Genomic DNA, 26688 nt, shown 5'->3' with positions numbered 1-26688 from the left:
GCCGGTCGATGTGTGACACAACGAATTGCGAGGGCTTGATGAAGGATCTGACGAAGGCCTGGGTGGCCGCTGCGTTGATGGCTGGCTTGGCGGGTTGTGGAGGCGGAGGGAGCGGTGGCACCTTCGCGCCGACGGATGGCGGAGGTGCCAAGGCGACCCCCGACGCCCGGAACGGCGACTTCAAGTTCTTCGCGACGAACGGCTCTCGCCAAGTTCTCAAGATCGACTTCGACCAGCTCACCTACACCGTGACGGACAGCGCCGGCGGATCGAACTCGGGCACCCTGGTCAAACCGTCGGCGCCGGCGGGGCGCTATGGCATTTCGAATGCCCGCATCACCACGCAGGCCAACACGTCCGGGCTGTTTGCCTTCAATGACACGGTCGTCGGCGCGGTTCCGCTGGCGGTGCCGAACTCGAACCCGGTCAGTTACGCCGCGTACCCCTTTATCGCGTCGCGCGCGCTCGTGACGACGCAGGCGAACCTGGACGGCGTCTACAACCGCTTCCGGGTCGATTCGACGCCCACGGGACGTGACTCCTTCATCGGGCAGGTCCGCATTTCCGGCGGTGGCACGACGATGACGCAATGCGTGGACAGCGGGATCTATCGCGTGGAGAAGTGCCCGGCTGCATCGGTCAACGTCAGCACGATCACCGCAGACGCCGAGACCGGCATGTGGGGGCTGACCGGCTCGGACGGCACGTTCCTCGGCCGCTTCGCGATCGCCCGCGTCGAGGGCGAGAACGTATACCTGTCGGCAGGCGGGTCGCCGACCGCCGGTGCGGGCAATACCGTCTTCGCCATCGGCTTCCCCGAAGCGTCGAGCTGGAGCGCGTTCAACGGGGTCGGCGGATCGACCGGCGGCACCATGGACACCGTCGTCGCTTCTGCGACGAGCTTCTCGATCACGTCGACGGCCCCGGAGACCGGCACCCAGACCTCGGCGAACTTCACGCTGCATGCCATGGGCGCGGATGGCCCGCTCGGCATGCGCAGTTCGGACGGCCCCGGCGGCTACTTCTTCATGCGCATGGGCAAACTCGAAGCCATGGTCGGCGCCCGAAGCAACGTGAACACCGCCGGCTTCCTGCACCTCGGCGTGGTGAACTGAAGACGCCCCTTCAGGCCGGAACCGCAACCCGCCGCGTCGACAACAGTGCGCGCAGCTTGGCCGGTGCGACCGGCTTGGTGAGCAGCATCACACCGCCCTGGCGCAGGCGCTGCAGGATCTCGGGTCCGGTGGCGCCCGACACCAGCACGGCGAGCGCGTCGGGCTGAAGCCGGCGCGTGGCGTCGATGACCTCCATGCCGTCATCGTCACCGGACAGTTGCAGGTCGCACAGCACCACGTCGAAGTGCGAGCCGGCTTCACCGAGCCGGACGAGCGCTTCCGCGCGGCTGGGTGCGCATTCGACCTGGCAGCCCCATTGTTCGAGCAGGGTACGGCTGCCGTGGAGGATCGCCGGATCGTCATCGACGACGAGGCAGCGCACGCCGGCCAGCGGCGCCGCCGCCACCGGCTCCGGCGCGGGCGGCGTCACCTCGCGCGGGTTGGCGGCCGGCAGTTCGATCGCGAAGGTGCTGCCCGCCTGCAGCGCCGAGCGAAGGGTGATGCGCGTGCCGAGCAGGGTGGCGATGCGCGCGCAGATCGCGAGGCCGAGTCCGAAGCCCTGGCGACGATCGCGCTCGGTGTTCGCGACCTGGTAGAACTCCTCGAAGATGCGCGCCTGGTGGATGGGCGCGATGCCGACACCGTTGTCGCGCACTTCGATGCGAACGGAGCCGCTGCTTCGGCGCGCCGCCACCAGCACCGTGCCGTCGGCTGGCGTATGGCGGATGGCGTTGCTGACCAGGTTGCCGATGATGCGCAGGAGCAGCGCGGCATCCGTGCGAACCGCCAGGCCGCGGTCCTCCCACATCAGGCGCACGCGCGCGGCGGCCGCCGGCGCGGCGTGTTGCGCGTCGAGCTGGTCGAACACCGTTGCCAGCGACACGCTCGCGATGGTGGGCGTCAGCACCTGCGCATCGAGCCGCGAGATTTCCAGCAGGTCGTCGAGCAGCAGCGTCATGAACTCGGTGGCCTCCTGCAGCCGCAGCACGGCGGGGCGCTGCGCCGGCGTGGCAGTCGGCAGCAGGCCGTCGATGAAGAGGCCCATGGCATGCAGCGGCTGGCGCAGGTCGTGGCTCGCGGCGGCCAGGAAGCGGGCGCGGGACAACGCGGCCTGCTCGGCCTCGGCCATGCGCTGCAACGCGACGGCTGTGGCTTCGCACACCCGCTCCTCGCTGATCTGGCGGTTGCGCTGCAGGCGCTCGGCCAGGCGGTTGATGTCGTGCGCGAGGTTCGCCAGCTCGTGCTGGGCGCGCCGTGCGCCGCGGTCGGGGTCTCCGTCGTCTCCGGCCAGCGTGACGACGTTGCAGCGCGCGTCGAACTGGCCCGCCTGCAGGGCGGCCACGGCGCGCGAGATGCGTCGCAGCGGCTGGGCGACGGCGCGTGCAGTGTGGCGAACCCAGGCCCAGGCGACCAGCAGGGCGATCATCGCGATGCCGATCCCGGCCATCAGCGAGCGCGTACGTTCGCGATCGTAGGCTGTGGTGTCGCGGAAGGTCTGCACCAGGCCGATCGGCGTCTCGCCGGCCGCGGTCGCGCCTACCGGCGCGAAGGCCGAGGCGCGCGAGGCTTCGCGCAGCGTGACCGGTGCGGTGAACATGCGCAGCTTCGCGAGCGGTGCGGTCTTCGGGCCGGCCGTCACGTAGACGCCGGCACTGTTGCTGATCTCGACGCGCGTGACCTGCCCGCCCCTCAGCGCTGCGTTGGCGACGTTCTGCAGCGCGGGCAGGTCGCCGGCATAGAGGCTCAGGTCGGACATCGCGGCCACCTGGCGTGCGACGGCCTGGCCTTCGGCGTCGAAGGCGGATTCGAGCGTGTCGAGCCGGCTGTTCGTGAACCAGCCCGTGAGCGCCAGCGCCACCGCCGCGCAGGGCACCACGCCGAGCCGGAACAGATCGCGCTGCAGGCTCCCGTCGACCACGAGGGCGCGGTCGTCGGCGGCAACCGGCGGCGTGGATGGTCGCACGGCCGAAACGGCAGGTGCGATCAGGCGATGTGTCGGAGCTGTCATTGGTGCCCCCACGCTCGGCACTTCGTGTCCTCGCAGCCCCCCGAGGGGGTGCGACCTTGCTTGGAGCGGTCCTGCGCGGCGGTCATCGGATGGCGGTGACCCGCTCCGTGAGTTCGCGTTCCTCGGGCAGCCGCATGCCCAGGCCGCGCGCCACCGTGGGGTTGACCCGCACCGTCGAAGGGGTCGCGCACTCGACCAGCACGCCGCCCGCGGCGGAGTTCGAGGCCAGTTTCAGGCCGAGCACCCGAGCCTGCTGGGCCAGTTGCGTCGGCGTGGAAACCGCCGCGGCAAGCCCGCCGGAGCGAACCAGCCCGTCGCTGGTGCCGAACACCGGCAGCCCGGCGCTGGCGCCGGCGCGCAGCACGGCCAGGGTCGCGGGTTGGCTGTCGCCGATCAGGTCGGGCAGCACCATCAATGCATCGCTGCGCGGCACCAGCCGCCGCAGCACGGAGGCCAGCGCCTTCGCGTCCGGCGCGTATTCCACCTGCAGGTCCCAGCCAGTGGCGGCGCGCTGCAGTTCGCGCACCATGGGTTCCGATTCGGTGGTGGCCACCACGCCCAGCCGGCGCCGTTGCGGCATCACGGCGTCGATCAACGCGATCTGGTCGGCCATGGCGGGCTCGCGCAGCAGCACGCCGGTCCAGCGGTCCGGGCGCCGCAGGGCGGGGTTGCCCTTGAGGCTTTCGTAGTCGAGGCGACTCAGCATCGCGAGCACCAGCGGGTCCTGGCCGGGGCGCTCGATGGCGGTCCGTGCCGCATCCACGCCGACCGCCATCGTGATGGGCATGTCCGCCGGCGCGACCCGGGCGCCGCGCGTGCGCATGGCGGCCGCCGCGTGGTCTTCCTCTACGCTCTCGCTGACCGGCCGGCCCGCCACCAGGTGGATCAATTCCACGCGGCTACCCGCTTCCTGCGTTTCGCGCAGCTGGCGAACGAATTCCGTGTGGGCTGCGCTTTCGTCGGCCATGAGCACCGTGATCACTGCCGCCGCTGCGCCGGTGCCGGGCAGCACTGCGCAGGCGAGGCCCATGGCCACAGTGGCGCAATGCCTTCGAAGCAGTAGAGAGAAACGATTGGCAAACATGGACTGCATCCGCAGTGGGTGACAGAACCCAATGTACGGATGCGGCTCCCGGGGCGCGATAAGGCAGAGGGCTTATGTCGGCAAGCGGGCGGTCGCATCGCCGTTGGGGGAGGGCCCGAAGCCGCAGCCTGTCGGCCTATGTCAGACGTCGTATCCCCTACAGGGCCGGCTCCCGGACCGTGGCGAGTTGCGTCTGGATCGCCTGCCGCAGCACCTTGGGCGACACCGGTTTGTAGAGTACCGATACGCCGGCGCTCGCCACTTCGCGCAGGCGGTCGGGCTTGGTCTCGCCGGTCACGAGCAACCGCGCGGTGCCGGGGCCAATGCCGTTCGGATGGCGCTCCAGCGCCGCGAGCACGTCCAGGCCGTTGTCGCCGCCTTGCAGCAGCAAGTCGCTGACCACCACGTCGGGCGGCCGGCTCCAGCCGTCGGCAAGGGCCAGCGCCTCGCTGCGGGTCTGCGCGGCCATCACCTCGGCGCCCCAGTTCGTGAGCACGACCTGCAGCCCTTCGAGGATGGTGCGCTCGTCGTCGATCACCAGCACGCGAACGTTACGCAGGCTGCCGTGGTCTTCGACGAGGGCGCCGGGCAGGGTCATGGGCGGCGGCGGCAGGCCGATCACGGGCTCGGTGCCGCGCACCGTCACGCGGACGCAGGTGCCCTTGTGGAGCCGCGAGCTGAGGTCGACGCGGGTGTTCAGCAGCGCGGCCAGCCGCTGCACCGTGGCAAGGCCGAGGCCCATGCCGCGTGCGTCGCGGCCGCCCGTGCGGCCGTGCGGCTCGATCTGGTAGAACTCTTCGAAGACCCGGGCCTGGTGATGCGCCGCGATGCCGACGCCGGTGTCCCACACGTCGATCCGGATGCCCTTGCCGCGCCGCCGCGCGCCGACCAGTACGCCACCTTCGGTGGTGTGGCGCAGCGAGTTCGACACCAGGTTGTTCAGGATGCGCGACAGCATCACGTAGTCGCAGCGCACCCAGGCGTCGGTCTTTCGCACCACCAGCCGCAGGTTCTGCTGCTCGGCCACCGCGCGGAAGTTGCGGCTGATCTCGTCGAAGAGGGTGTCGAGCGCGAAGTCCGCCCACTGCGGCTGCAGCACGCCCGCATCGAGCTGCGACAGGTTGAGCAGTTCGGTGAACAGCCGGTCGAGCGATTCGACGCACTCGCGTATGTGGCCGATGCGCTGCAGGCGCGCCGGATCGGTTTCGCCATTGGCGAGGCCGTCCGAAAACAGCGTCAGCGCATGCAGCGGCTGCCGCAGGTCGTGGCTGGCGGCGGCCAGCAGCCGCGTCTTGGCCTGGCTCGCGACTTCGAGCTGCTGGTTCTTGCTGGCGAGTTCGGCGGTGGCATGGACGATGCGGCTTTCCAGCAGGTTGCGGCTGTCCGTCAGCGCACGCGCCGCCTGGTTGAAGCCGTCCTGCAGGCGCCGCACTTCGGCCGTGCCCTGGACCTTCACCTGCGCGTCTTCGCCGGCGCCGAGGCGGTCGACCGCTTCGCCCAATGCACGGATCGGCGCGCTGATGCGCCGTGCCGCCCACCAGCCGGCCAGCCCGACGCCCACGAGGCTCGCGAAGAGAACCAGCACGACGTTGAACCAGACCGCTTTCTTGGCGTTGCTCACGGCGTCGAGGCTCATCTCCACCATCACCTTGCCCGTGTGCTTGCCGTCGTCGCCGATGATCGGCGCAACCACCTGCAGGCCCTCGCCGCGCTGCCGGTCGATGGTCTCCGAGTTGGCGACGATCTCGCCGTCGTCCGACCAGATCTGCACCTGCTGCACGTGCGGCTGGTAGCTGCCCGACTGCGCGGTGCGCTGCAGCGCCCGGCGGTCCATGTGCTGGATCTGGGATTGCGCCACCGTCGCCACCTGCAGCGCCACGGTCTGCGCGTTGGCGCGCATGAGTTCCGTCACGTTCGCCAGGTGCTGCCGCGTGAGCACGGCGATCGTGCCCAGCGTCGCCACCATCGCCGGCAGGAGGGCCAGCAGGACGAGCTGCTGCGCCAGTGTGAGACGCACCAGGTGGCGAAGGGCGCGGAAGGGCCGGTTCATGAGCGCAGGACGATCCGGCAACGAGCCCGCCTGTGCGTTACCGACCGAGGTCCATGAATCGAGAAAAATGACACGACGATTGTTGAAGTTGGTTTCTAATTGTGTTCTCGACAGTACTCGTTTGACCAGCCTGGGCCAATAAGCCTCCTGGCAGACGCGCTTCAAAAGGATGCTGGCTCCTGTCCACCGCGCTTCCGGCGCTTCCCTTGCCCCCCTCGCGATCCGGCCCGGCCGCTGGCGGGCGATGGCGCGTGGCGCGCGGGCCCTGCTGTTGCGCGGCGCGTTGGCGCTGTTGCTGGGATGCCCGGTGCTCGCAGCGGCGCAGGCGGGCGGGGCCTCCAGCGCGGTTGGCGCCGGGACCCTGCGCTTCGGCATTCTTCCGCTGGGCGGCGCTTTCGAATCCCGCAACGACTGGGAACCTTTGCTCGCGGACATGAGCCGCGCCGTCGGCCGTCCGGTGACCATGCTTTCGGTCACATCGTACGAAGCGCTCGAGCAGGCGATCCAGCGCGACCAGGTCGACATGGCCTTCCTGTCCGGCAAGATGGCGCTCGACGCCGTCACGCTGCGGCGCATGAAAGTGGTGGCGCAAGTCACTCGCCACGACGGCCTGCCCGGCTACCGCGCCCTGCTGCTGGCGCGCAAGACGGGGCCGTACAGCTCATTGAAGAGCCTGCTCGCCGAGCCGGAGAAATGGCGCCTCGCGCGCGGCGAGAGCCGCTCGGTGTCGGGCTTCATCGTGCCGCAGTTGCAGCTCTTTCTGCCCAATCACATCGTCATGGAGACGCGATTTCGCAGCGAACTCGTCGGCACGCACCAGGTGACAGCGCTGGCGGTCGCCAATGGCGAGGCCGACGTGGCGACCAACAACACCGCCGATTTCGAACGCTTCAGGCTCCAGTTCCCTGCGGAGGCCGACCGGCTCCAGGTGATTTGGGAATCCGAGGTGATTCCGCATGCCCAGATCGTGATGCGGCGCGACTACGGCCCCGCCTTCCAGAAGGAGGTGCAGGCCTTCCTCGTGGACTACGCCCGTGGCAAGGGCCCGCGCGGCGATACCGAGCGGGCCGTGCTGAAGTCGCTGCACGACCTGGCCGGCTTCGTCCCGGCCGACAACAGCTCGCTGATGCCGGCGGCCAAGCTGGCCTACCAGCTGGCGCGGCAAAGCGCGATGACCTCGCAATGGGTGAACGAAGCGGCGCGGCAGGCCCGCCTCCAGCGCATCGAGACCATCTACGCCGACCAGCAGGCGGCGCTGCGCGAGGGCGCGCCTTGAGCCCATGGTGAGAAGGCGGCTGGTCGTGCTCGCGGGGGCGCTAGGGTGGCGGGCCGTCGCGGCCGAGAGCAGCAGCCACGCCACCCCGCAGGCCCCGTTGCGCTTCGGTGTGTTGCCCATCGGCGGTGCCGTCGAATCGCGCGACAAGTGGGCGCCGCTGCTCAACGACATGAGCCGCGCACTGCGGCGTCCGGTCGCGGCGCTGTCGGTGACAAGCTACGAATCCCTCGAACAGGCCATCCAGCGCAACGAGGTCGACCTGGCGCTCCTGTCCGCCAAGATGGCGCTTGATGCCGTGTCCCGGCAGCGGATGAACGTGCTGGCCCAAGTGAAGCGGCACTCGGGCGAGGCTGACCATCGCGCTGTCCTCCTCGTTCGCAAGACCGGTCCGCTCGACAACCTCGAAGCCTTGCTGGCCCGCCCGGAGCAATGGCGGCTGGCGCGCGGCGACAGCCGATCGGTGTCGGGCTTCATCCTGCCGCAGGTCCAGCTTTTCCTGCCCCATCGCATCGAGATGGAGACGCGATTTCGCGGCGAGGTCATCGGCACCCATCAGGTGACGGCGCTGGCGGTGGCGAATGGCGATGCGGACGTAGCGACCAACAACACCACCGACTTCGAGCGCTTTCGGCAGCAGTTCCCGGTCGAGGCTGATCGGCTGCAGGTCATCTGGCGGTCCGCGCCTACCCCTCCCGCGCAGATCGTGGTGCGGCAGGGTGTTCCGGTCGCTGTTCAGAAGAAGGCCCAGGTCTTCCTGGTGCGTTACGGGCAGGGCACGGGGCCGCGCGCCGACAGCGAGCGCGAGGCGCTGAAGTCCTTGCGGGCGGCCTTCGGCTACGTCGCCGCGAGCAACGAGGCCCTGTTGCCGGCCGCCCATCTGGAATATCAGCTGGCCCGGCAGAGTGCGCTGAATGCGCGGTGGGTGAACGAGGCTGCGCGCGAGGCCCGGCTGCAACGCGTCGAGAGTCAGTACGCCGAGCAGGTTGCAGCGTTGCGCAACAGCGCCCGCTGATCTTCGAGATTCGCCTTCGCGCTGACTTGCTGCTTTGCAGCATGCGGGCCTACGCCCTTTGCGTCCTGCGTCCTAGGCCATTCGCCAGATTTGCGCGCGCATCCGAGCGCCGGAAACTGGATGTTTCCATTGGCTTGTCCGGAGGTCTCGTGAGCGCCGAGTCGTCTCCTGTCGTTTCGGACGCGGCGCCGGGCTGGTTCGGCAAGCTGCCCGGCATGGGCGACTTTGCGCATCGCCGCCTGCCCGAGGACTTTCGCGAGGTCTGGGAGCGCTGGCTGCGCAACGGCCTGGCGCGCCTGCGTGTCATTCACCAGGGCTGGACCGAGCGCTATCTGGAAGCGCCGGTCTGGTGCTTCGTGCTGGGCAATGGCGTCATCGGCGGGCAGTCCTGGGTCGGCGTGCTGATGCCCTCGGTCGACGGGGAGGGGCGCTACTTTCCCTTCACCCTGGCGCAGGAACTCGTCTCACCGCGCTCCGAGCTCAAGGGCGAGGCGCTGGCCCACGTGCGGCAATGGTGGGGCGTGGCGATCCAGGCCGCGCGCGCGGGGCTGGACAGGAACCTGGACGCCATCGGCTTCGAAGTGCTGCTGCATCAGTTGTTCGCGAGCCAGAACGACCAGGTCCTGGACGAGGACGGCGAGGCCGCGCTGGCATTGCCGGTCGTTGGTCAGTCGCTGTGGTTCACCGATCCGAGGGCCGAAGGCGGGCTCGGCATGGCCAGCCAGGCCCTGCCGCAGGATGACCAGTTCGAGGCGCTTTTCGGCTACGCGCCCGGCGCTTCCGCACAGGGTCTGGAGCCGCCGTGAATGCCAAAGCCAGCGACGCTCCCACCGTCGCGCCGACCTTGCGCAAGGCGGTCGACAATGTCGACGCCGGCCGCCTGCCGCTGGGCAGCCGGCTCGCCGAATTCGAGGTAACGCGCATCGTCGGGCAGGGGGGCTTCGGCGTGGTCTACGAGGCCTGGGACCCGACGCTCGAAAGAGTGGTGGCGATCAAGGAATACCTCCCCTCGCTGCTGTCGGCCCGCCAGCTGGACGGGGGGGTCGTGCCGCTGTCTGAACGCCATCGCGAAACCTTCGACCTGGGCATGCGCAGCTTCATCAACGAAGCGCGACTGCTGGCCCAGTTCGACCATCCCTCGCTGCTCAAGGTCTACCGGTCGTGGCAGGAGCGCGGCACCACCTACATGGTGATGCCCTTCTACCGCGGCGACACGCTTCGGCAGGTGCTGGCCGCCACGCCGGGCGGCGTCGAGGAGGCCTGGCTGCTGCGCATGATGGACGGCGTGACGCAGGCGCTCGCCGTGATGCACGCCGCGCACTGCTACCACCGCGACATCGCGCCCGACAACATCATCCTGCTCGAAGGCTCCGGCCGACCGGTGGTGCTGGACTTCGGCGCGGCGCGGCGCGTGATCAGCGACAAGACGCAGACCATCACGGTCATCCTGAAGCCCGGATATGCCCCCATCGAGCAATATGCCGACATGCCGGGCATGGCGCAGGGCGCCTGGACGGACGTGTACGCGCTGGCGGCGCTGATGCACGTGGCGGTGTGCGGCCGTGCGCCGCCGCCGTCCGTGGCGCGCCTGCTGAGTGACGCCTACGTGCCGCTCGCGAACAGCGAGGCCCTGTTGCAGCACTACAGCCCGCGGCTCCTTGCGGCCATCGATGCGGGGCTCGCCGTGCGGCCCGAGGCGCGGCCGCAGTCGATGGCGGCGCTGCGGGAGGCACTCGGACTGACCGCAGTGCCGGCTGCGAAGCGGCCGACTGCGGCCAGGACGGCCAGGGGCGCCAAGCCGGCAACCGCGGCACCGCCCGTCCCTACAGGAAAAGGTCGCCTCGTCGCGGCGGCGGCGGTCGCGGCGCTCGTCGCCATCGCGGCGGCGTGGTGGCTGCTCCAGAGCGGCGTCACATTCATATGAAGTGAGGGGGCTTCAGTGGACATCGAGATCGTCACCTTGTCGAAGAATGGCGGCCGGCCCTACAACGAAGACGTGTTCGGGCAATGGAGCGATGGCCGTTTCGTCGCCTGCCTGGTGGCCGATGGCGCCGGCGGCCACGGCGGCGGCGATGTGGCTGCGGCGACCGCACGCGCCAGCGTGCTCGACGGCTTCGCCGCGGCGCCGGGGCTCGACAACGCCGGCCTGCGCCGTCTGCTGGAGCAGGCCAACCGCGACGTGGTCACGCGCCAGGCCGAGGGCGGCATGCTCGCGAACATGCGCTCCACGGTGGTGATGGCGGCGCTCGATCTGCGCGACCAGGAGCTGGCCTGGGCCCACAGCGGCGACAGCCGTGCCTATCTATTCAGGGGCGGCGCACTGGAGGCACGCACGATCGACCACAGCCTGGTGCAGCAGATGGTGGCGGGCGGCATCCTCGACGAGGAAGGCGCACGCCTGCATCCGCAGCGCAACCTGCTGCTGTCGGCCCTGGGCGCCGCGGACGGGGTGCTGGACATCGCGGTGTCCGAGCGCATGCCGTTGGCAGCCGGGGATGCATTGCTGCTGTGCAGCGACGGTATCTGGGAGGTGCTGGGCGATGCGTATCTGCGCGCAGCGCTGCAGACATCGCACGACCCGGACCAATGGATCGAGAAGATCGACGCCGAGGTCAAGGCGCGTGCCAAGCCCGGCTACGACAACTACACGGCCGTTGCGCTGTGGCTCAGGTAGGGCCTACCGGATGCGGCCCCTGGGTCGTTGCGGCTGTCGTACCACCGGCTGCTCGAGTCGCCAGTCGGGTGGGGCGTAGATGTCCGCGAGACTGATGCCTTCGACGCCGTAATGGATCTCGGTGCCGGCGGGCACGCCGATCGCGACGAGGGCTGCCTGCAGTTCCGTGCGCGCGGCCCCGATGTCCACGACGTCGAGATCGACGCGGGTGTAGGCCACCCGGCGCTGGCCGCTGGGAGATGCGTCGCCGAGAGAGTCGCCCCAGCCGAGCACCGATCCGAGGCTCTTGCTTCGCAGCGCCTGGTCGATCTTGTCTTCCCGCAGGTGAAGGCGGTTGTCGTCGTCCTGGGCGACCGGAATCTTGACAGCCATGAATTGCGTGCGCATAGAGGCCGGCATTGTCCTGCAAAGGCATCGGCTTGCGCCGGACCGGTCAATCCCGTACCCTGATTCGCCCGTCAAGGAGACCCACCCATGGCAAGCCGATCGAACGGCCTCGCGGCCGAAATGGAAGCGGTAAGAACGCTGGCGCTCGTCGGGGCGTCAGCCTCGGGCAAGACCACCCTTGCTGAAGCGCTGTTGCTCAAGTCGGGCGCCATCGGTGCGCCGGGCAGCATCGAACGCGGCAGCACAGTGAGCGACCATGACCCGCTGGAGCGACGCATGCAGCATTCGCTCAATGCCTCGGTGATGCACCTGACGCACGCCGGCACTCGGATTCATTTCATCGACACCCCCGGCGGCCCCGATTTCCTCGGACAGAGCCTGCCCGCCCTGGAGGCGGTGGAAACGGCGGCGATCGTCATCAACGCCAGCACCGGCATCGAGCCCATGGCCGTGCGGATGATGGAGTACGCCGCCTCGCGGCACCTCACCCGCATGATCATCGTCAACAAGATCGACGCGCAGGGCGTCGACCTCGCGGGGGTTCTGGAGCAGATCCAGGCCACCTTCGGCCGCGAATGCCTTCCCCTGAACCTGCCCGGCGACGGCGGCTCGCGCGTCGTCGACTGCTTCTTCAACCGCGAGGGGCAGTGCGACATTGGCGGCGTCGATGCGGCGCACCGCGCGCTGGTCGAGCAGGTGGTCGAGGTCGATGCAGCATTCGTCGATCGCTATCTCAACGATGGCGACGTCGATGCGAGCGAACTGCATGCCCCGCTCGAACAGGCCTTGCGCGAAGGTCACCTGATTCCCGTCTGCTTCGTCTCGGCGCGCAGCGGGGCCGGCGTGGCGGAACTGCTCGATGTCATCGTCAAGCTGCTGCCCGACCCCACCGAAGCCAATCCGCCGGACTTCCTGGTCGGCGAAGGCGCGGCCGCGAAGCCCATGCAAGCCAAGCCCGATCCGTCGAAGCACGTGCTGGCACACGTGTTCAAGGTCACGGTGGACCCTTATGTCGGCAAGCTGGGCATCTTCAGGGTGCACCAGGGCACGGTCACGCGCGACAGCCAGCTCTACGTCGGCGATGGCAGAAAGCCCTTCAAGGTCGGCCACCTGTTTATGCTGCAGGGCAAGGACCACGTGGAGGTTCCGCGTGCGCTGCCGGGCGACATCGTCGCCGTGGCGAAGGTCGATGACATCCGTTTCGACTCCGTGCTGCACGACGCCGCGGAGGACGACCACGTCCATCTCGCGCCGCTGGACTTTCCGATTCCCGTGCACGGGCTGGCCATCGAGCCGAAGCGGCATGGCGATGAGCAGCGCATGTGGGAGATCCTCGGCAAGCTGGTCGGTGAGGATCCTTGCCTGAGAGTCGAGCATGTGGCCGCGACCAACGAGTCGGTGGTCTACGGGCTCGGCGAGTTGCACCTTCGCGTGCTGCTCGAAAGGCTGCGCGAGGTCTACCGCTTCGAGGTCAACACGAGACCGCCACGCATCGCGTACCGCGAGACCGTCACCATGCAGGCCGAGGGCCACCACCGGCACAAGAAGCAGACGGGCGGGGCCGGCCAGTTCGGCGAGGTGTTCCTGCGCGTCGAACCGATGGCGCGCGGCGCGGGCTTCGAGTTCGTCGATTCGGTCAAGGGCGGGACGATCCCGGGCCAGTTCATACCGGCGGTCGAGAAAGGCGTGCGCGAGGTGCTGACGACCGGGGCCATTGCCGGCTACCCGGTCGTCGACGTGCGCGTGGTGGTGCATGACGGCAAGCACCACAGCGTGGACAGCAAGGACATCGCCTTCGCCACGGCCGGCCGCAAGGCCTTCATGGCCGCGATACGCGAGGCGCGCGCAATCGTGCTGGAGCCCATCGTGCAGATCGAGATCGCGGCGCCCGATGGCTCGATCGGCGACGTCACCGGCGACCTGTCGTCGCGGCGCGGTCTGGTCACCGGGACGTCGAACATGGCGGCCGGCACCGTGGTCATTCGCGGCCAGGTGCCGATGTCGGAGTTGTCGAGCTACCAGTCGCGCCTCAACGCCATGACGAGCGGCCAGGGGCGCTACACGATCGCGCTGTCCCACTACGAGGCGGTGCCGCCCGCCGTCCAGCAGACTCTGATGGGCCAGTTCCGCGTGCGCGACGACGAGTGACGGCCAGCCGGCTTCACATCTGCGTGGAGCCGAAGTAGCTGTCGCTCACGCCACCCGGATTTCGCGAACGTGCGAGGGGCTGGTCCGCCGGCAGGAAGCGCTCGAACAAATCGTGCACGAAGGCGCCGTCGTGGCCATCGTGCGGCGCTGCCGTGAGATAGAGGCCGCGCCAGCGGGGCGAGTGGGGTCCATGGCCATTGCCGAAGAGGCGCTGCGCCATTTCACGAAGACCCTGCTGCAGCAAACGGACCTCCTCCACGAAGGCATGGATGGCCTGCCGGCGAACCGGGTCCTGCTCATTGCGGAACAGCGTCATGCGCAGCGCATGCAGGCGTTGGGTGATCTCGCCGAACATCACGTCGAGTTCTGCATCGGCCTCGATGCGCGGTGCCGCTTCGTGGGTGAGGCGGTGGCCCAACGCTTGCGCGAGCACCTCGTCGGGCAGGGCGCCGCGCACGACGTCGTAACCGCTCAGCCGCTCCAGGCCGGTCACGAAGAAATACACCGGCAGAAGGAGCCCCAGATGCTCCGCTGCTTCGTGGACCAGCGTTCGCACCCGAGTTGCGACCGCCTCTCTCGCGGCCGCGTTGCCGAGCAGGGTGGATACGTCCACGCACACCACGATGCCGTTGAGCGGCAGGCGCTTGCGTCGCTCCGCGAGTTCCAGCAGCGCGCGATACCAGAGGCTGCGTTCGTGCCGGTCCGCAGGATCGCCCAGTACCGCGGGGCTGGTCTCGATGGCGATCATCGATGAAAGGCCGCGCCAGTGCCAGAAGGCGTCGTCGCGCTCGGCGTGCGGTGCCGACGACGATGGCGACGACGTGTCGACAGCGGCATCGAGCAGACCCGTGACGTTGGCCGATGCGTCGCCGATGAAGACGAACCACGGAATCGCATAGAGGGGATTGCGCACCACCGGTGGTTCGGGCTCGTGCAGGAGCGTCCGGCGCGCATGGGCGAGGGATTGCTGCAGTTCGCCGGGTTTCGATGGCGCCTCCGTCTCCTGGCCCAGCGCCGCGATCCGTAGGCGCAGCATCCGGCGCCGCGCTGAGCGGCTCGACCCCAGCACGAACCACCACAGGCTCACAAAGGCCAGCAGGCAAAGCACCAGCAAGGGCCAGAAGTGAGCGGGCAGCTGCGTCATGGCGTTCATCGTCAACGCGGGACGGTCTCGAGAAAAGCGAAGTCGGCAATCACTCGCGCGCCGAATTCGCCGACGGCCAGCGACTCCCGCAGCCGCTGGAGGTAAGCCGACGCGAGTTCGAAGGGGGGGCTGTCCACGGGTTCACTGAAGGGAATCGGCGACGACAGCGCGGTGAGCATCACGGTGCCGAAAGGGGGCGCCACCAGCCAGCTCGCAGGAATGTCGCGGCCCAGCTCGATCGTCTCGCCGGCGCGCAAGCGGAGCTGCACTTTCCCGGCATTGAGGTGCATCACCGCGCCGTCGGCCGTGTAGTAGTCGACCCAGAGGTAGCCGTCGGCGTTGGCGTTCGTGATCTGGAAGCGCACCGGGTCGCCTTCGCGCAGCCGGCCGTCGCGTGCGGAGGATGCGGCGACTTTCAGGCCGAGCTTCTTGTCCCGGTTGCGCGCCTGGTAGGGCTTGAGGATCGCAACGACCTCGCAATGCGGCCACACGCGAAGCTGGAGCTCGAAGCGCACGGCGCCGACGCCCGGCACGGCGCTCACGGCGCGCTCGACGCTGGCGACCTCCTCGGCGCGCGAGACGAAGCCGCTCACGCGCACTTCGCCATCCCTGCCCGCGGTCACGGACAGGTCGGAGCAGGCATAGGTCTGGAATTGCTGCTCGATGCGCTGCGCCAGCGTGGGCGGCGCTTCGTACTGCCGCGTCAGAAGAAACCACAGCAGGTAGGCCAGCGGAATCAGCAGCGCCAGCGCGCCACCCGTGCGCAGCAGGGCGCGCTGCCGCCATTGCGGATCGCGCGGTCCAGGCGGGTCGGGCACGCCGTAGGGTTGCGGCGTGATGCGGTCCTGCGCGAGCGTCTCGATCGCGACGGGGCGCACGGCGAGCTGCTGTCCGTGCAGATCCTTGAGCTTGCCGAGTTCGCCGCCCTCACCGTTCTCGAAGTAGTACTGGCCCTTGAAGCCCAGCACCAGCGCGTGCCAGTACACCTCGCGGACTTCCTCGTCGCCCGCCTGCAAGGCCGCGAGGTGGTGGAAGAACTCGGTTTGGGCGTTGTGCGAGTTGAAGAGCGCGACCTGCAAGGGCGCCACCGCATCGGTGCAACCGGGGTGACGCGCCAGGATCTCGTCCATCCACGCGACCATCGCGAACAGCGCCGACTCCACCTTCTCGGCCGGCCGGTCCAGCCTGCGGGCGGCGGCGCGTGCCTCGTCGAGCAGCGCGCGGGCCTTGTGCTGTGCCGCCTCGCAGGAGTCGCTGACCCGCCCGGCAGCGATCGACGCGTCCAGCGCGAGGCCGAACGAAAGCAGCGCGGAGAAACAGTCGAGCAGGCGAGCCATGCATCGCTCGCGGCTATGCTTGGGTGGCGACGGGAGTCCCGTGTGTGCGCCTTCTTCGATGGCACATGCTTGTCCCCCTGTCGTTTCTTGGATATGGAATCGATTCTTTCCACGCGCGTGCGCGCGCGCCATACCGCTTGGGAGCTATGTCGTTCGGGGAGCGAATCCGCCTTGCTGTGCGGTGCGTTCGCCGGTATCTTCAATGTGCTGAGTCACTTCTGACGCTGGGGTAAGCCATGAAAATCCTGATCGCCGACGACCACCGGCTCGTCATCGAGGCGGTCAAGGCCAAACTGTCGGAGCTTGAAGCCGACATTCAGTTCGTCCTGGCCATGAGCGTCGACGAACTGCTCGTCGGTGCTTCCGACGACATCGACCTGGCCGTGATCGACCTGAACATGCCCGGCGCTGAAGGCCAGGCCCACATCGACGAGATCCGTCGCCGGCATCCGGCGGTGCCGGTCATCGTGCTGTCGGGCTACGAAGACCCTTCCGTCATGCGCAGCGCGCTCGAACGCGGCGTGCTGGGCTTCATCCCGAAGGCGTACTCGCCCGAGGTCATGCTGTCCGCAGTGCGGCTGGTGCTGGCGGGCGGCGTCTACGTGCCGCCGATGATGCTGGCGGCGCTGCCACCCGGCGTGATTGCCGGCATTCCGAACGCCAGTGCCGCCGATGCCGCGCAGCGCGGAGCGGCCGCCGCCTCCGCGCAGACGCTGGAGCACCTGCGCAACGTGCTGACCGAGCGCCAGGTCGAGGTGCTGCAGCTGCTGTCGCAGGGCAAGCCCAACAAGCTCATCGGGCGCGCTCTGGGCATCAGCGAGGGCACGGTCAAGATCCACCTGGCTGCGATCTTCCGGGCGCTCAATGTGCGCAACCGCACCGAGGCCGTCGTCGCGGCGCAATCGCTCACCGAAGCCTGAGGTCCGCACCGCCGGCGTCGTCGGCGCCGGCTTATCCTCGGGGGATGCCCCTGGATCTTTCAAACTTCGACGCCGCGATCGTCGATCTCGATGGAACGATGGTCGATACCATCGGTGACTTCGTCGTCGCCTTGAACCACATGCTCGACGACCTCGCCCTGCCGCACATCGATGCGCCCACGGTCGAGGCCATGGTGGGCAAGGGCTCCGAGCACCTGATCCATTCGGTGCTCCAGCAAGTGCGAGCCACTTCGGAGGACGACGAGACCTGGTTCGAACGCGCCTGGCCCCGCTACCAGCACCACTACCTGGCGATCAACGGCGAGCATGCCGAGGTCTACGCCGGCGTTGTGCAGGGCCTGTCCGCCTTGCGCGCCCGTGGCTTGCGCCTCGCCTGCCTCACCAACAAGCCGACCGCTTTCGCCCGCCCGCTGCTGGCGTCCAAGGGCCTCACCGAATTCTTCGACGTGATGTTCGGCGGCGACGCTTTCGACAAGAAAAAGCCCGATCCCCTCCCGCTCCTCAAGGCCTGCGAAGCCCTCGGCACTCGCCCAGCCCGAACGCTGATGCTCGGCGACTCCAGCAACGACGCCAAGGCCGCCCGCGCCGCCGGCTGCCCCGTCATCCTCGTCAGTTACGGCTACAACCACGGCGAACCCATCCGCGAGGTGGATGCGGACGGCTTCATCGACTCCCTGGCCGATCTCGGTCAGAAGGGCTGAGCCTCAGCCCTTTCCCAACAACGCGTCCTTGAGCTTCCAGTCGGCCGGACTCGGGCCGAGCCAAATGCGCACCAGGGCATTGAAGAAGGCTTGCTCCTTGATGGGATCGCCTTGCGAAACGCCTCGCACGGAAATCACCGTGCCGGTGGAGGGCAGCCAGTCGATGGTGAACGAGTCACCTGCCTTCAGTTGCTTCTGCTCGGAGAACACCTGGCTCATGCGCAGCAGTCCCGGAATCAACTGCGACATCTCCCCTTTGGGCGAGTTGTCTTCCACGCCGCGCGTGAAGAGCTTGCCCAGTTCGTTGGCGTCGATGTCGCGCAGCATGGTGATGGTCATTCGCTTGGCCCCCGGCGCGGCCAGTACCTCTTCGGGCGTGCCCACCTTCTTGCCCAGGTAGAGGGCGGCGGTGTACACCTTGAAGACGGCCTTGTAGCGAACGCCTGCGCCGTTGAGCTGCAGCTTGCTGCCCCGCAGGTCGATGGCGTCGTCGAGCTTCACGCCGGCGACGTCGATCTGGGCAGCCGATGCGGCGAACGACGCGAGGGCAAGGGTGGACAGCGCAATCACGCGTCGCAAGGCAAACTGGGGCATCAAAAAGTCTCCGTGGGCTCCAAAAGTTCCGAATGTATCTTTTAGTACCAGCGTTGTCCCTCGGCTAAACTCCCCATTCCATGTTCATTCATCACGTCATTCAGACAGGTCAAGGCAGCCGGGGAGCCTGGCCTTGGCGCACGCCATCGACGTTGCCTGTTTGATTGCACGGCGCACGCCGTGCGCCCACGGCCCTCGGTCATCCTGACCAGCCACCCTGAATGACCCCGCCAGCGACCAAGGAGCGTCTGCTGGCCGACGGAGACCCCACCCGTGATCACTGAACTCGAATTCAAAAGCCTCAGCGCGCAGGGCTACAACCGCATTCCGCTGATGGTCGAGGCCTTTGCCGACCTCGAAACGCCTCTTTCCCTCTATCTCAAGCTCGCCCATACCAAGGACAGCGGCAGGAACAGCTTCCTGCTCGAATCGGTGGTGGGCGGCGAGCGCTTCGGCCGCTACAGCTTCATCGGACTCCCCGCGCGGACGCTCTTGCGTGCGAGCGGCTTCGGTTCCGACGCCGTCACGGAGGTCGTAACAGACGGCAAAGTCGTGGAAAAAGTCCAGGGCAACCCCCTCGATTTCGTCGCGGCTTACCAACAGCGCTTCAAGGTCGCCCTGCGTCCGGGCCTGCCGCGCTTCTGCGGCGGCCTGGCGGGCTACTTCGGCTACGACACCGTGCGCCACATCGAGAAGAAGCTGGAGAAGAGCTGCCCGCCCGACACGCTGGGCTGTCCCGACATCCTGCTGCTGCAGTGCGAGGAGTTGGCGGTCATCGACAACCTCTCGGGCAAGCTCTACCTGATCGTCTACGCGGACCCGGGCCAACCCGAGGCCTATGCCAACGCCAAGCGCCGCCTGCGCGGGCTCCGCGACCAACTCAAGTATTCGGTGAGCGCGCCGCGCGTGTCGCCGACGCAGGCGCATCCGGCGCAGCGCAGCTTCGCCAAGGCCGACTACCTCGCGGCGGTCGAGCGCGCCAAGGAGCTGATCGCGGCCGGCGACTTCATGCAAGTGCAGGTGGGCCAGCGCATCAGCAAGCGCTATACCGAGTCGCCGCTGTCGCTGTACCGCGCGCTCCGCTCGCTGAATCCGTCGCCGTACATGTATTACTACGACCTGGGCGATTTTCACGTGGTCGGCGCTTCGCCCGAGATCCTCGTGCGCCAGGAGCGCACCGGGGAGGACGAGCAGAAGATCACCATCCGCCCGCTGGCCGGCACGCGCCCCCGCGGCGCCTCCCCCGAGCTCGACAAGGCGGCGGAGGTCGAGCTGATCAACGACCCGAAGGAGCGCGCCGAGCACGTGATGCTGATCGACCTCGCGCGAAACGACATCGGCCGCATCGCGAAGATCGGCAGCGTGAAGGTGACGGAAGCCTTCGCCATCGAGCGCTACAGCCACGTGATGCACATCGTGAGCAATGTCGAAGGCACGCTGAAGGACGGCATGACCGCGATCGACGTGCTCAAGGCCACCTTCCCGGCCGGCACACTGACTGGTGCGCCGAAGGTCCACGCTATGGAACTGATCGACCAACTCGAACCGACCAAGCGCGGACTCTATGGCGGCGCCTGCGGCTACATCAGCTACGCCGGCGACATGGACGTGGCGATCGCCATCCGCACCGGCATCGTGAAGGACCAGATGCTGCACGTGCAGGCCGCGGCCGGCGTGGTCGCCGACTCGGTGCCCGAACTCGAATGGAAAGAAACGGAAGCCAAGGCGCGGGCGCTACTGCGCGCCGCGGAGCTGGTCGAGGAGGGCCTGGAATGATGAGCGACGACATTCAGAACAACGACTTCTCGCACGAGATCATCGGCGCGGCCGTCGAGGTGCAGCGGGTGCTCGGCATCGGCCTGGCCGAGGAGGTCTACGCCGCCGCGCTGGAAATCGAACTGGCCGAGCGCGAGATCGGCTTCGTGCGCAACGTGCCGGTATCGGCGAGCTACAAGGGCCGATCGCTCGGCGAAGTCTGCCATGCGGACTTCGTGGTCGAGCAGTCGGTCGTCGTCGACGTGAAGGCGGTCGATGCGCTCACCGACCTGCATCGTGCGCGGGCTCAGGCGGCCGTGCGGCTCTCGGGGCTCAAGCTGGGGCTGCTCATCAACTTCAACGTGTTCCCAGTGGTCAAAGGCGTGCACAGGATCGGAGTCAAGCCATGAAGCTCCTGATGATCGACAACTACGACAGCTTCACCTACAACCTGGTGCAGTATTTCGGCGAGCTTGGCGCGGACGTCGAGGTGCATCGCAATGACGAGATCACGCTCGAAGGGCTCCGGGAGCGCATCGGCGGCGGCGTCGGCCGGCTTGTGATTTCGCCCGGGCCTTGCTCGCCGGCCGAGGCGGGCGTCTCGGTCGCGGCCATCCAGGAGTTCGCCGGGCGCCTGCCCATCCTCGGCGTATGCCTCGGTCACCAGGCGATTGGCGCGGCTTTCGGCGGAAAGATTATTCGCGCGCAGCAGCTGATGCACGGGAAGACCAGCGAGATCACGACCACGCGCGAAGGCGTGTTCGCGGGCTTGCCGGAGAAGTTCTGTGTCAACCGCTATCACTCGCTCGCGATCGAACGCGAGTCCTGTCCGAGCGAACTCGCCATCACCGCATGGACCTACGACGGCGAGATCATGGGCGTGCGCCACACCGGCTTCGAGCAGGCCGTGCGCATCGAGGGCGTGCAGTTCCATCCCGAATCCATCCTCACCGAGCACGGGCACGCCATGCTCCGGAACTTCCTGGAGTGATCCGAATGACGACCTCTTCATCGACCCTGGTCGACTTGCGCAGCGATACGGTCACCCAGCCCACGGCCGCGATGCGCGATGCCATGCTGTCCGCCCCTCTGGGCGATGACGTGTTCGGCGACGATCCCAGCGTCAACGCGCTGCAGGAGCAGATCGCCGGGATGCTGGGCTTCGAGGCGGCGCTGTTCGTGCCCACGGGCACCCAGAGCAATCTCTGCGCGATCCTGTCGCATTGCCAGCGGGGCGACGAGTACATCGTCGGCCAGCAGGCGCATTGCTACCGCTGGGAAGGCGGCGGCGCCGCGGTGTTCGGCAGCGTGCAGCCGCAGCCGCTGAATCACCAGCCGGACGGCACGCTCGCGCTGGACGAGATCGAAGCATCGATCAAGCCCGACGACGCGCATTTCGCTCGCACACGGCTGCTCGCGCTGGAGAACACACTGGGGGGCAAGGTGCTGCCCTTCGCCTACGTCGAACAGGCGACGCAACTGGCGCAGCGCAAGGGACTGAGCCGCCATCTCGATGGTGCGCGGCTGTTCAACGCGGCCGTGGCACAGGCGGCGGAACGCGGTACTGACCCGCGCACCGAAGCGCGCCGCATCGCCGGCTGTTTCGACACCGTGTCGGTCTGCTTCAGCAAGGGCCTCGGTGCGCCGGTGGGCTCGGCGCTGTGCGGGTCGCGGGAGTTCATTGCGCGCGCGCACCGCATTCGCAAGATGGCGGGCGGCGGCATGCGGCAGGCCGGCATTCTGGCCGCGGCGGCGTCGCATGCGCTCGATCACCATGTCGAGCGTCTTGCGCAGGACCATGCACTGGCGCGCCGGCTGGCCGAGGGGCTAGCGGGCATCGCCGAACTGCAGGTCGAGGCGCCGCAGACGAATCTGCTGTTCGTCGACCTCACGGGCGCGGCCCGATCGCGTTCCGCCGAACTGCTGGCTCATCTGAAGCAGAACGCCGTGCTGGCCACGGGGCTATACCGGCTGCGATTCGCAACGCATCTCGACGTGGATGCGAGCGGCATCGACCGCGCGGTCGGAGCCATCCGGAGCTTCTTCCATGCCTGACGCCCATTCGCTGCTGCTCTTCATCGCCGCCGGGCTGCTGCTGAATCTCACGCCGGGGCCCGACGTGCTCTACATCGTGACCCGGTCGCTGCGCTCGGGTACCCGCGCCGGGGTCGTTGCCGGCTTCGGCATCACCGCCGGCTGCTTTGTGCACATTTCCGCCGCGGCGCTCGGCGTGAGTGCGCTGATGGCGGCATCGACGACCGCGTTCACCGTCCTGAAGTGGGTCGGTGCTGCCTATCTGCTGTGGGTCGGCGTGCGGATGCTGCTGTCGCGGCCTTCGAAGGATGAGCAGGCGCTGGCCGTCGACGGTGCCGATGCGGCAGGGCCGACCAGCATGAAGAGCGTCTTCCTCGGAGGCTTCTGGACCAATGCGCTCAATCCCAAGGTAGCGCTGTTCTTCCTGGCCTTCGTCCCGCAGTTCATCGCACCCGGCACGGACAACAAGCCCCTTGCCTTCTTCCTCCTGGGCGTGCTGTTCAACTTCAACGCGATCTTCGTCAACGTGGCGTGGGCGCTGCTCGCCGGTTGGACGGCGCGTCGCGTCGGCCTCGTCCAGCGCGGCATGCATTGGCTGCAGCGTGGCGCCGGCGCGCTGTTCGTGGGCTTTGGCTTCAGACTCGCGCTTTCCGACAATCCTCTCGCCCCGACCTCCGTCCATTGATCCAAGGGAGACAAACCATGCCCATCACCCCCCAGGAAGCGCTGCAGCGCACCATCGAACACCGCGAAGTCTTCCACGACGAGATGCTGCACATCGTGCGCCTCATCATGAGCGGCGAATGCTCGCCGGTGATGATGGCCGCGCTCATTACCGGCTTGCGCGTCAAGAAGGAAACCATCGGCGAGATCACCGCAGCCGCGCAGGTGATGCGCGAAGTTTCGACCAAGGTGCCGGTGGCCGACACCACGAACCTGGTCGACATCGTGGGCACCGGCGGCGACGGCTCGCACACCTTCAATATCTCGACCTGCTCGATGTTCGTCGTCGCGGCCGCGGGCGCCAAGGTCAGCAAGCATGGCGGGCGCAGCGTGAGCAGCAAGTCGGGCAGCGCGGACGTGCTCGAATCGCTCGGCATCAACATCAACCTGAAGCCGGACCAGATCGCGAAGTGCATTGCCGATGTGGGCATCGGCTTCATGTTCGCGCCGAACCACCATCCGGCGATGAAGAACGTCGCGCCGATTCGCAAGGAACTCGGCATCAAGACCATCTTCAACATCCTCGGCCCGCTGACCAATCCGGCCGGGGCGCCCAACATCCTGATGGGCGTGTTCCACGCGGACCTCGTGGGGATCCAGGTGCGGGCGCTGCAGCGCCTGGGCGCGGAACATGCACTGGTGGTCTACGGCCGCGACGGCATGGACGAGATCTCGCTCGGCGCGGCCACCATGGTCGGCGAACTCAAGGATGGCGAAGTGCGCGAGTACGAACTCCATCCGGAGGACTTCGGCTTCGCGATGTCGAGCAATCGCACGCTGCGCGTGGAGACGCCGGAGCAATCGAAGGCGATGCTGATGGACGTGCTCGCCAACCAGCCCGGGCCGGCGCGCGACATCGTGCTGCTCAATGCCGGCGCTGCGCTGTACGCGGCCAATGTGTCCGATTCGATCGGAGCGGGCGTCGAGCGCGCGCGCGCCGCGCTTGAATCGGGCGCGGCCAAGGCCAAGCTGGCCGAACTGATTGCAGCCACGGCGGCTGCCTGAGCGAGCAGGGAGAAAAGGAATGTCGGACATCCTCGAGAAGATCGTTGCCGTCAAACGCGAGGAAATCGCGGCGGCCACAAAGAAAACACCCCTGGAAGCCGTTCGCTTCGATGCCGAAAGCCGTGTGCTCACGCGCGACTTCACCGGTGCCCTGCGCGCGAAGATCGCCGCGGGCGCCGCCGCGGTCATTGCCGAGGTCAAGAAGGCCAGCCCGAGCAAGGGTGTCCTGCGCGCGGAGTTCATCCCGGCGGACATCGCCCAGAGCTACGCCGAAGGTGACGGCACGGTGAGCGCGGCCTGCCTTTCGGTGTTGACCGACAGGCAGTTCTTCCAGGGCGGCGTGGACTATCTCAAGCAGGCGCGGGCCTCGTGCGATCTGCCGGTGCTGCGCAAGGATTTCATCGTCGACGCCTACCAGGTCTACGAATCGCGCGCGATGGGCGCCGACGCCATCCTGCTCATCGCGGCCTGCCTGGACGACGGTCAGATGCGCGAATTCGAAGCGATCGCAGCGGGGCTCGGCATGTCGGTGCTGGTCGAGGTGCACGACGGTGCCGAACTCGAGCGCGCGCTGAAGCTCAAGACGCCGCTCGTCGGCGTCAACAATCGCAATCTGCGGACCTTCGAGGTGTCGATACAGACCACGATCGATTTGCTGGCGCAGGTGCCTCCCGATCGCTTGCTCGTGACCGAATCGGGCATCACGACCCGCGACGACGTCGCGAAACTGCGAGCTGCGGGCGTCCATGCCTTCCTGGTTGGCGAGGCCTTCATGCGTGCCGACGATCCGGGCGAAGCGCTCGCCGCATTGTTCCAATGAGCGCGGGGAATCAGTTGGCGAGCAGCGACCCTGCCGATTGGCTGGTCGCGCCCGGATGGCAGGCCCTGGTGGGCGAATTCTTCGGCAGCGCGGTCGGCCAGAGGCTGCAGGGCTTTCTGCGTGAGAGGCTGGACGCCGGTGCCGTGATCTTTCCTCCCCAGCCACTGCGAGCGCTCGAACTGACGCCGCCGGAAGAGGTCCGCGTCGTGATCCTCGGCCAGGATCCGTATCACGGGCGCGGGCAAGCCGAGGGGCTCGCTTTTTCAGTGGCGCCGGGTGTGGCGCTACCGCCGTCGCTGCGCAACATCTTCAAGGAACTGCAGCGCGACCTGGGCACGCCGCCTCCGACCTTTCCGAATCCTGGCGGGAGCCTGGTCAAGTGGGCGACCCATGGCGTGCTGCTGCTCAACACGTGCCTGACCGTGGAGGAAGGGCAGGCCGCCAGCCACGCCGGCCGTGGCTGGGAGGTGCTGACCGACGCCGTGATCCGCCATGTGGCCGATGGCGAACGGGCCGTCGTCTTCATGCTGTGGGGCTCGCACGCGCAGAGCAAGCGGGCGCTGATCGACACACTTCGTCACAAGGTGCTGATGTCGAATCACCCCTCGCCCCTGTCCGCACTGCGGCCGCCCGTGCCATTCATCGGCTGCGGGCACTTCGGGCAAGCCCGGGCGTGGCGCGAAGGCGGAGGTTCCTGAGCCCAGGGAGTAAGTGCTTGATTTCATGCGAGAATCTTGGGCTCGGAGCAAATCGCGACTCCTGACCGGCCAACCCCCTTGCGGACGCCGAGAAGTTGCTGCGGTGCGGCACAAATTTGCCGGGGGTGTCATCGACGTACCCGGGTATATCGTGCTATATTCCGAGGTTCGCTGGAGAGGTGGCCGAGTGGTTAATGGCAGCAGACTGTAAATCTGCCCTCTTACGAGTACGCTGGTTCGAATCCAGCCCTCTCCACCAGCGATGAATGGATTTTGCAGAGCGCTTGAATGTTGTGGGCCCGAGGCGAAAGCGAAAGGCTCTGACCGTGCTGCGGTACGGCCCGATCTGGAGGTTTGATCCGGTTTGGTTGTGTCGCGATGCGGGAGTAGTTCAATGGTAGAACCCTAGCCTTCCAAGCTAATGACGCGGGTTCGATTCCCGTCTCCCGCTCCAGAGGTCCACGTCAGCGCTAGGCGCAGTTGGTTTTAGGTATACGCCCATTTGGCTCAGTGGTAGAGCACTCCCTTGGTAAGGGAGAGGTCGCGGGTCCGATTCCCGCAATGGGCACCAGTTTTGGGGTTGCAGCCGAAAGGTTGCAGCCCCATGTCAGTGTGTTGATCTAGTTATTTTTCGGAGTCGAGAAAATGGCAAAAGGAAAATTCACCCGTACGAAGCCGCACGTGAACGTGGGCACGATTGGTCACGTGGACCATGGCAAGACGACGCTGACGGCGGCGATTGCGACGGTGCTGTCGGCCAAGTTCGGCGGCGAAGCGAAGGCCTATGACCAGATCGATGCGGCGCCCGAAGAAAAGGCCCGCGGCATCACCATCAACACCGCGCACGTCGAATACGAAACGGCCAACCGCCACTATGCGCACGTGGACTGCCCGGGTCACGCCGACTACGTGAAGAACATGATCACCGGTGCCGCCCAGATGGACGGCGCCATCCTGGTGTGCTCGGCCGCTGACGGCCCGATGCCCCAGACGCGCGAGCACATCCTGCTGGCGCGCCAGGTGGGTGTGGGCTACATCATCGTGTTCCTGAACAAGTGCGACATGGTCGATGACGCCGAACTGCTCGAGTTGGTCGAAATGGAAGTCCGCGAACTGCTGGACAAGTACGAATTCCCGGGCGACGACACCCCGATCATCCACGGCTCGGCCAAGCTGGCGCTG

25 protein-coding genes and 3 tRNA genes are annotated in these 26688 nt (G+C 67.6%); 21 read left to right on the top strand and 7 right to left on the bottom strand.

Annotated elements, in window-relative coordinates; translation table 11 throughout:
• Positions 1-38: 38 nt before the first annotated feature.
• On the top strand, positions 39-1115 hold the full coding sequence (locus tag QTI24_RS22545; RefSeq protein ID WP_286603524.1) for a hypothetical protein: 1077 nt from the start codon (positions 39-41) through the stop codon (positions 1113-1115).
• A gap of 10 nt (positions 1116-1125) precedes the next feature.
• Here the strand turns inward: QTI24_RS22545 and QTI24_RS22540 are convergent, their stop codons facing one another.
• The 3 genes from QTI24_RS22540 to QTI24_RS22530 all read right to left on the bottom strand — a co-directional run bounded on the left by QTI24_RS22540 (position 1126) and on the right by QTI24_RS22530 (position 6257).
• Positions 1126-3123, bottom strand: a complete 1998-nt coding sequence (locus tag QTI24_RS22540; RefSeq protein WP_286603523.1) for an ATP-binding response regulator — start codon at positions 3121-3123, stop codon at positions 1126-1128.
• A gap of 82 nt (positions 3124-3205) precedes the next feature.
• Positions 3206-4207, bottom strand: coding sequence for an ABC transporter substrate-binding protein (locus QTI24_RS22535; RefSeq protein ID WP_286603521.1), 1002 nt, complete (start codon positions 4205-4207; stop codon positions 3206-3208).
• A 157-nt stretch (positions 4208-4364) separates the two neighbouring features.
• Positions 4365-6257 (bottom strand): ATP-binding response regulator, encoded by a 1893-nt coding sequence (locus QTI24_RS22530; protein WP_286603520.1) that lies wholly within the window; start codon positions 6255-6257, stop codon positions 4365-4367.
• Positions 6258-6501: 244 nt separating this feature from the next.
• On the opposite strand from QTI24_RS22530, the gene phnD reads away from it, so the two are divergent.
• The 5 genes from phnD to QTI24_RS22505 all read left to right on the top strand — a co-directional run bounded on the left by phnD (position 6502) and on the right by QTI24_RS22505 (position 11219).
• A complete protein-coding gene (phnD, locus tag QTI24_RS22525; protein WP_286603673.1) occupies positions 6502-7533 on the top strand; it encodes a phosphate/phosphite/phosphonate ABC transporter substrate-binding protein in 1032 nt (343 codons plus the stop codon).
• A gap of 4 nt (positions 7534-7537) precedes the next feature.
• Complete coding sequence (locus tag QTI24_RS22520; protein WP_286603519.1) at positions 7538-8545, top strand: phosphate/phosphite/phosphonate ABC transporter substrate-binding protein; 1008 nt, start codon at positions 7538-7540, stop codon at positions 8543-8545.
• 149 nt (positions 8546-8694) lie between these two features.
• Positions 8695-9351, top strand: a complete 657-nt coding sequence (tagF, locus tag QTI24_RS22515) for a type VI secretion system-associated protein TagF (protein ID WP_286603518.1) — start codon at positions 8695-8697, stop codon at positions 9349-9351.
• Complete coding sequence (locus QTI24_RS22510; protein ID WP_286603517.1) at positions 9348-10469, top strand: serine/threonine-protein kinase; 1122 nt, start codon at positions 9348-9350, stop codon at positions 10467-10469. Before tagF ends, QTI24_RS22510 begins: the two co-directional genes overlap by 4 nt.
• Positions 10470-10484: 15 nt before the next feature.
• Positions 10485-11219: a PP2C family protein-serine/threonine phosphatase gene (locus tag QTI24_RS22505; protein WP_286603515.1), complete on the top strand. Its 735-nt coding sequence runs from the start codon at positions 10485-10487 to the stop codon at positions 11217-11219.
• A 3-nt stretch (positions 11220-11222) separates the two neighbouring features.
• Here QTI24_RS22505 and QTI24_RS22500 read toward each other — a convergent pair whose 3' ends face one another.
• Positions 11223-11606, bottom strand: coding sequence for a hypothetical protein (locus QTI24_RS22500; RefSeq protein WP_286603514.1), 384 nt, complete (start codon positions 11604-11606; stop codon positions 11223-11225).
• An 87-nt stretch (positions 11607-11693) separates the two neighbouring features.
• Here QTI24_RS22500 and fusA point away from each other — a divergent pair, with 87 nt between their 5' ends.
• Positions 11694-13754, top strand: a complete 2061-nt coding sequence (gene fusA, locus QTI24_RS22495) for an elongation factor G (RefSeq protein ID WP_286603513.1) — start codon at positions 11694-11696, stop codon at positions 13752-13754.
• A gap of 13 nt (positions 13755-13767) precedes the next feature.
• Here the strand turns inward: fusA and QTI24_RS22490 are convergent, their stop codons facing one another.
• Positions 13768-14898, bottom strand: coding sequence for a type VI secretion protein IcmF/TssM N-terminal domain-containing protein (locus QTI24_RS22490; RefSeq protein ID WP_286603511.1), 1131 nt, complete (start codon positions 14896-14898; stop codon positions 13768-13770).
• Between the two features lie 11 nt (positions 14899-14909).
• Positions 14910-16235: a DotU family type IV/VI secretion system protein gene (locus tag QTI24_RS22485; RefSeq protein WP_286603510.1), complete on the bottom strand. Its 1326-nt coding sequence runs from the start codon at positions 16233-16235 to the stop codon at positions 14910-14912.
• Positions 16236-16471: 236 nt separating this feature from the next.
• Here QTI24_RS22485 and QTI24_RS22480 point away from each other — a divergent pair, with 236 nt between their 5' ends.
• Positions 16472-17155 carry a LuxR C-terminal-related transcriptional regulator gene (locus QTI24_RS22480; RefSeq protein WP_286603509.1) on the top strand — a complete coding sequence of 228 codons (684 nt, stop codon included), beginning with the start codon at positions 16472-16474 and terminating at the stop codon, positions 17153-17155.
• A gap of 44 nt (positions 17156-17199) precedes the next feature.
• Entirely contained in the window at positions 17200-17877 is a 678-nt protein-coding gene (locus tag QTI24_RS22475; protein ID WP_286603508.1) for a phosphoglycolate phosphatase, read from the top strand.
• Between the two features lie 3 nt (positions 17878-17880).
• Here QTI24_RS22475 and QTI24_RS22470 read toward each other — a convergent pair whose 3' ends face one another.
• Positions 17881-18471, bottom strand: a complete 591-nt coding sequence (locus QTI24_RS22470; RefSeq protein ID WP_286603507.1) for a chalcone isomerase family protein — start codon at positions 18469-18471, stop codon at positions 17881-17883.
• A 273-nt stretch (positions 18472-18744) separates the two neighbouring features.
• On the opposite strand from QTI24_RS22470, the gene trpE reads away from it, so the two are divergent.
• The 12 genes from trpE to QTI24_RS22410 all read left to right on the top strand — a co-directional run.
• The gene (trpE, locus tag QTI24_RS22465; RefSeq protein ID WP_286603506.1) at positions 18745-20247 is read left to right on the top strand and encodes an anthranilate synthase component I; all 1503 of its coding nucleotides are present in this window, start codon (positions 18745-18747) and stop codon (positions 20245-20247) included.
• Positions 20244-20636: a GxxExxY protein gene (locus QTI24_RS22460; protein WP_286603505.1), complete on the top strand. Its 393-nt coding sequence runs from the start codon at positions 20244-20246 to the stop codon at positions 20634-20636. Before trpE ends, QTI24_RS22460 begins: the two co-directional genes overlap by 4 nt.
• Positions 20633-21217, top strand: coding sequence for an anthranilate synthase component II (locus QTI24_RS22455; protein ID WP_286603504.1), 585 nt, complete (start codon positions 20633-20635; stop codon positions 21215-21217). The genes QTI24_RS22460 and QTI24_RS22455 overlap by 4 nt, the downstream gene beginning before the upstream one ends.
• 5 nt (positions 21218-21222) lie before the next feature.
• Positions 21223-22281: a low-specificity L-threonine aldolase gene (ltaE, locus tag QTI24_RS22450; RefSeq protein ID WP_286603503.1), complete on the top strand. Its 1059-nt coding sequence runs from the start codon at positions 21223-21225 to the stop codon at positions 22279-22281.
• The gene (locus QTI24_RS22445) at positions 22274-22945 is read left to right on the top strand and encodes a LysE family translocator (protein WP_286603501.1); all 672 of its coding nucleotides are present in this window, start codon (positions 22274-22276) and stop codon (positions 22943-22945) included. The genes ltaE and QTI24_RS22445 overlap by 8 nt, the downstream gene beginning before the upstream one ends.
• Positions 22946-22962: 17 nt before the next feature.
• Entirely contained in the window at positions 22963-23988 is a 1026-nt protein-coding gene (gene trpD / locus QTI24_RS22440; protein ID WP_286603500.1) for an anthranilate phosphoribosyltransferase, read from the top strand.
• A gap of 19 nt (positions 23989-24007) precedes the next feature.
• On the top strand, positions 24008-24808 hold the full coding sequence (trpC, locus tag QTI24_RS22435; protein WP_286603499.1) for an indole-3-glycerol phosphate synthase TrpC: 801 nt from the start codon (positions 24008-24010) through the stop codon (positions 24806-24808).
• Positions 24805-25506, top strand: a complete 702-nt coding sequence (locus tag QTI24_RS22430; RefSeq protein WP_286603498.1) for a uracil-DNA glycosylase — start codon at positions 24805-24807, stop codon at positions 25504-25506. The genes trpC and QTI24_RS22430 overlap by 4 nt, the downstream gene beginning before the upstream one ends.
• Before the next feature lie 173 nt (positions 25507-25679).
• A tRNA-Tyr gene (locus QTI24_RS22425) sits at positions 25680-25765 on the top strand.
• Positions 25766-25886: 121 nt separating this feature from the next.
• A tRNA-Gly gene (locus QTI24_RS22420) sits at positions 25887-25960 on the top strand.
• 42 nt (positions 25961-26002) lie between these two features.
• Positions 26003-26077: transfer RNA gene (locus tag QTI24_RS22415), tRNA-Thr, on the top strand.
• A 74-nt stretch (positions 26078-26151) separates the two neighbouring features.
• A partial coding sequence (locus QTI24_RS22410; RefSeq protein ID WP_286603497.1) for a GTP-binding protein occupies positions 26152-26688 on the top strand: 537 nt, incomplete at its 3' end.

It is taken from the genome of Variovorax sp. J22P240, from assembly GCF_030316855.1.
Taxonomy (GTDB): domain Bacteria; phylum Pseudomonadota; class Gammaproteobacteria; order Burkholderiales; family Burkholderiaceae_C; genus Variovorax.
This window is presented reverse-complemented; position numbering and strand designations above follow the sequence as displayed.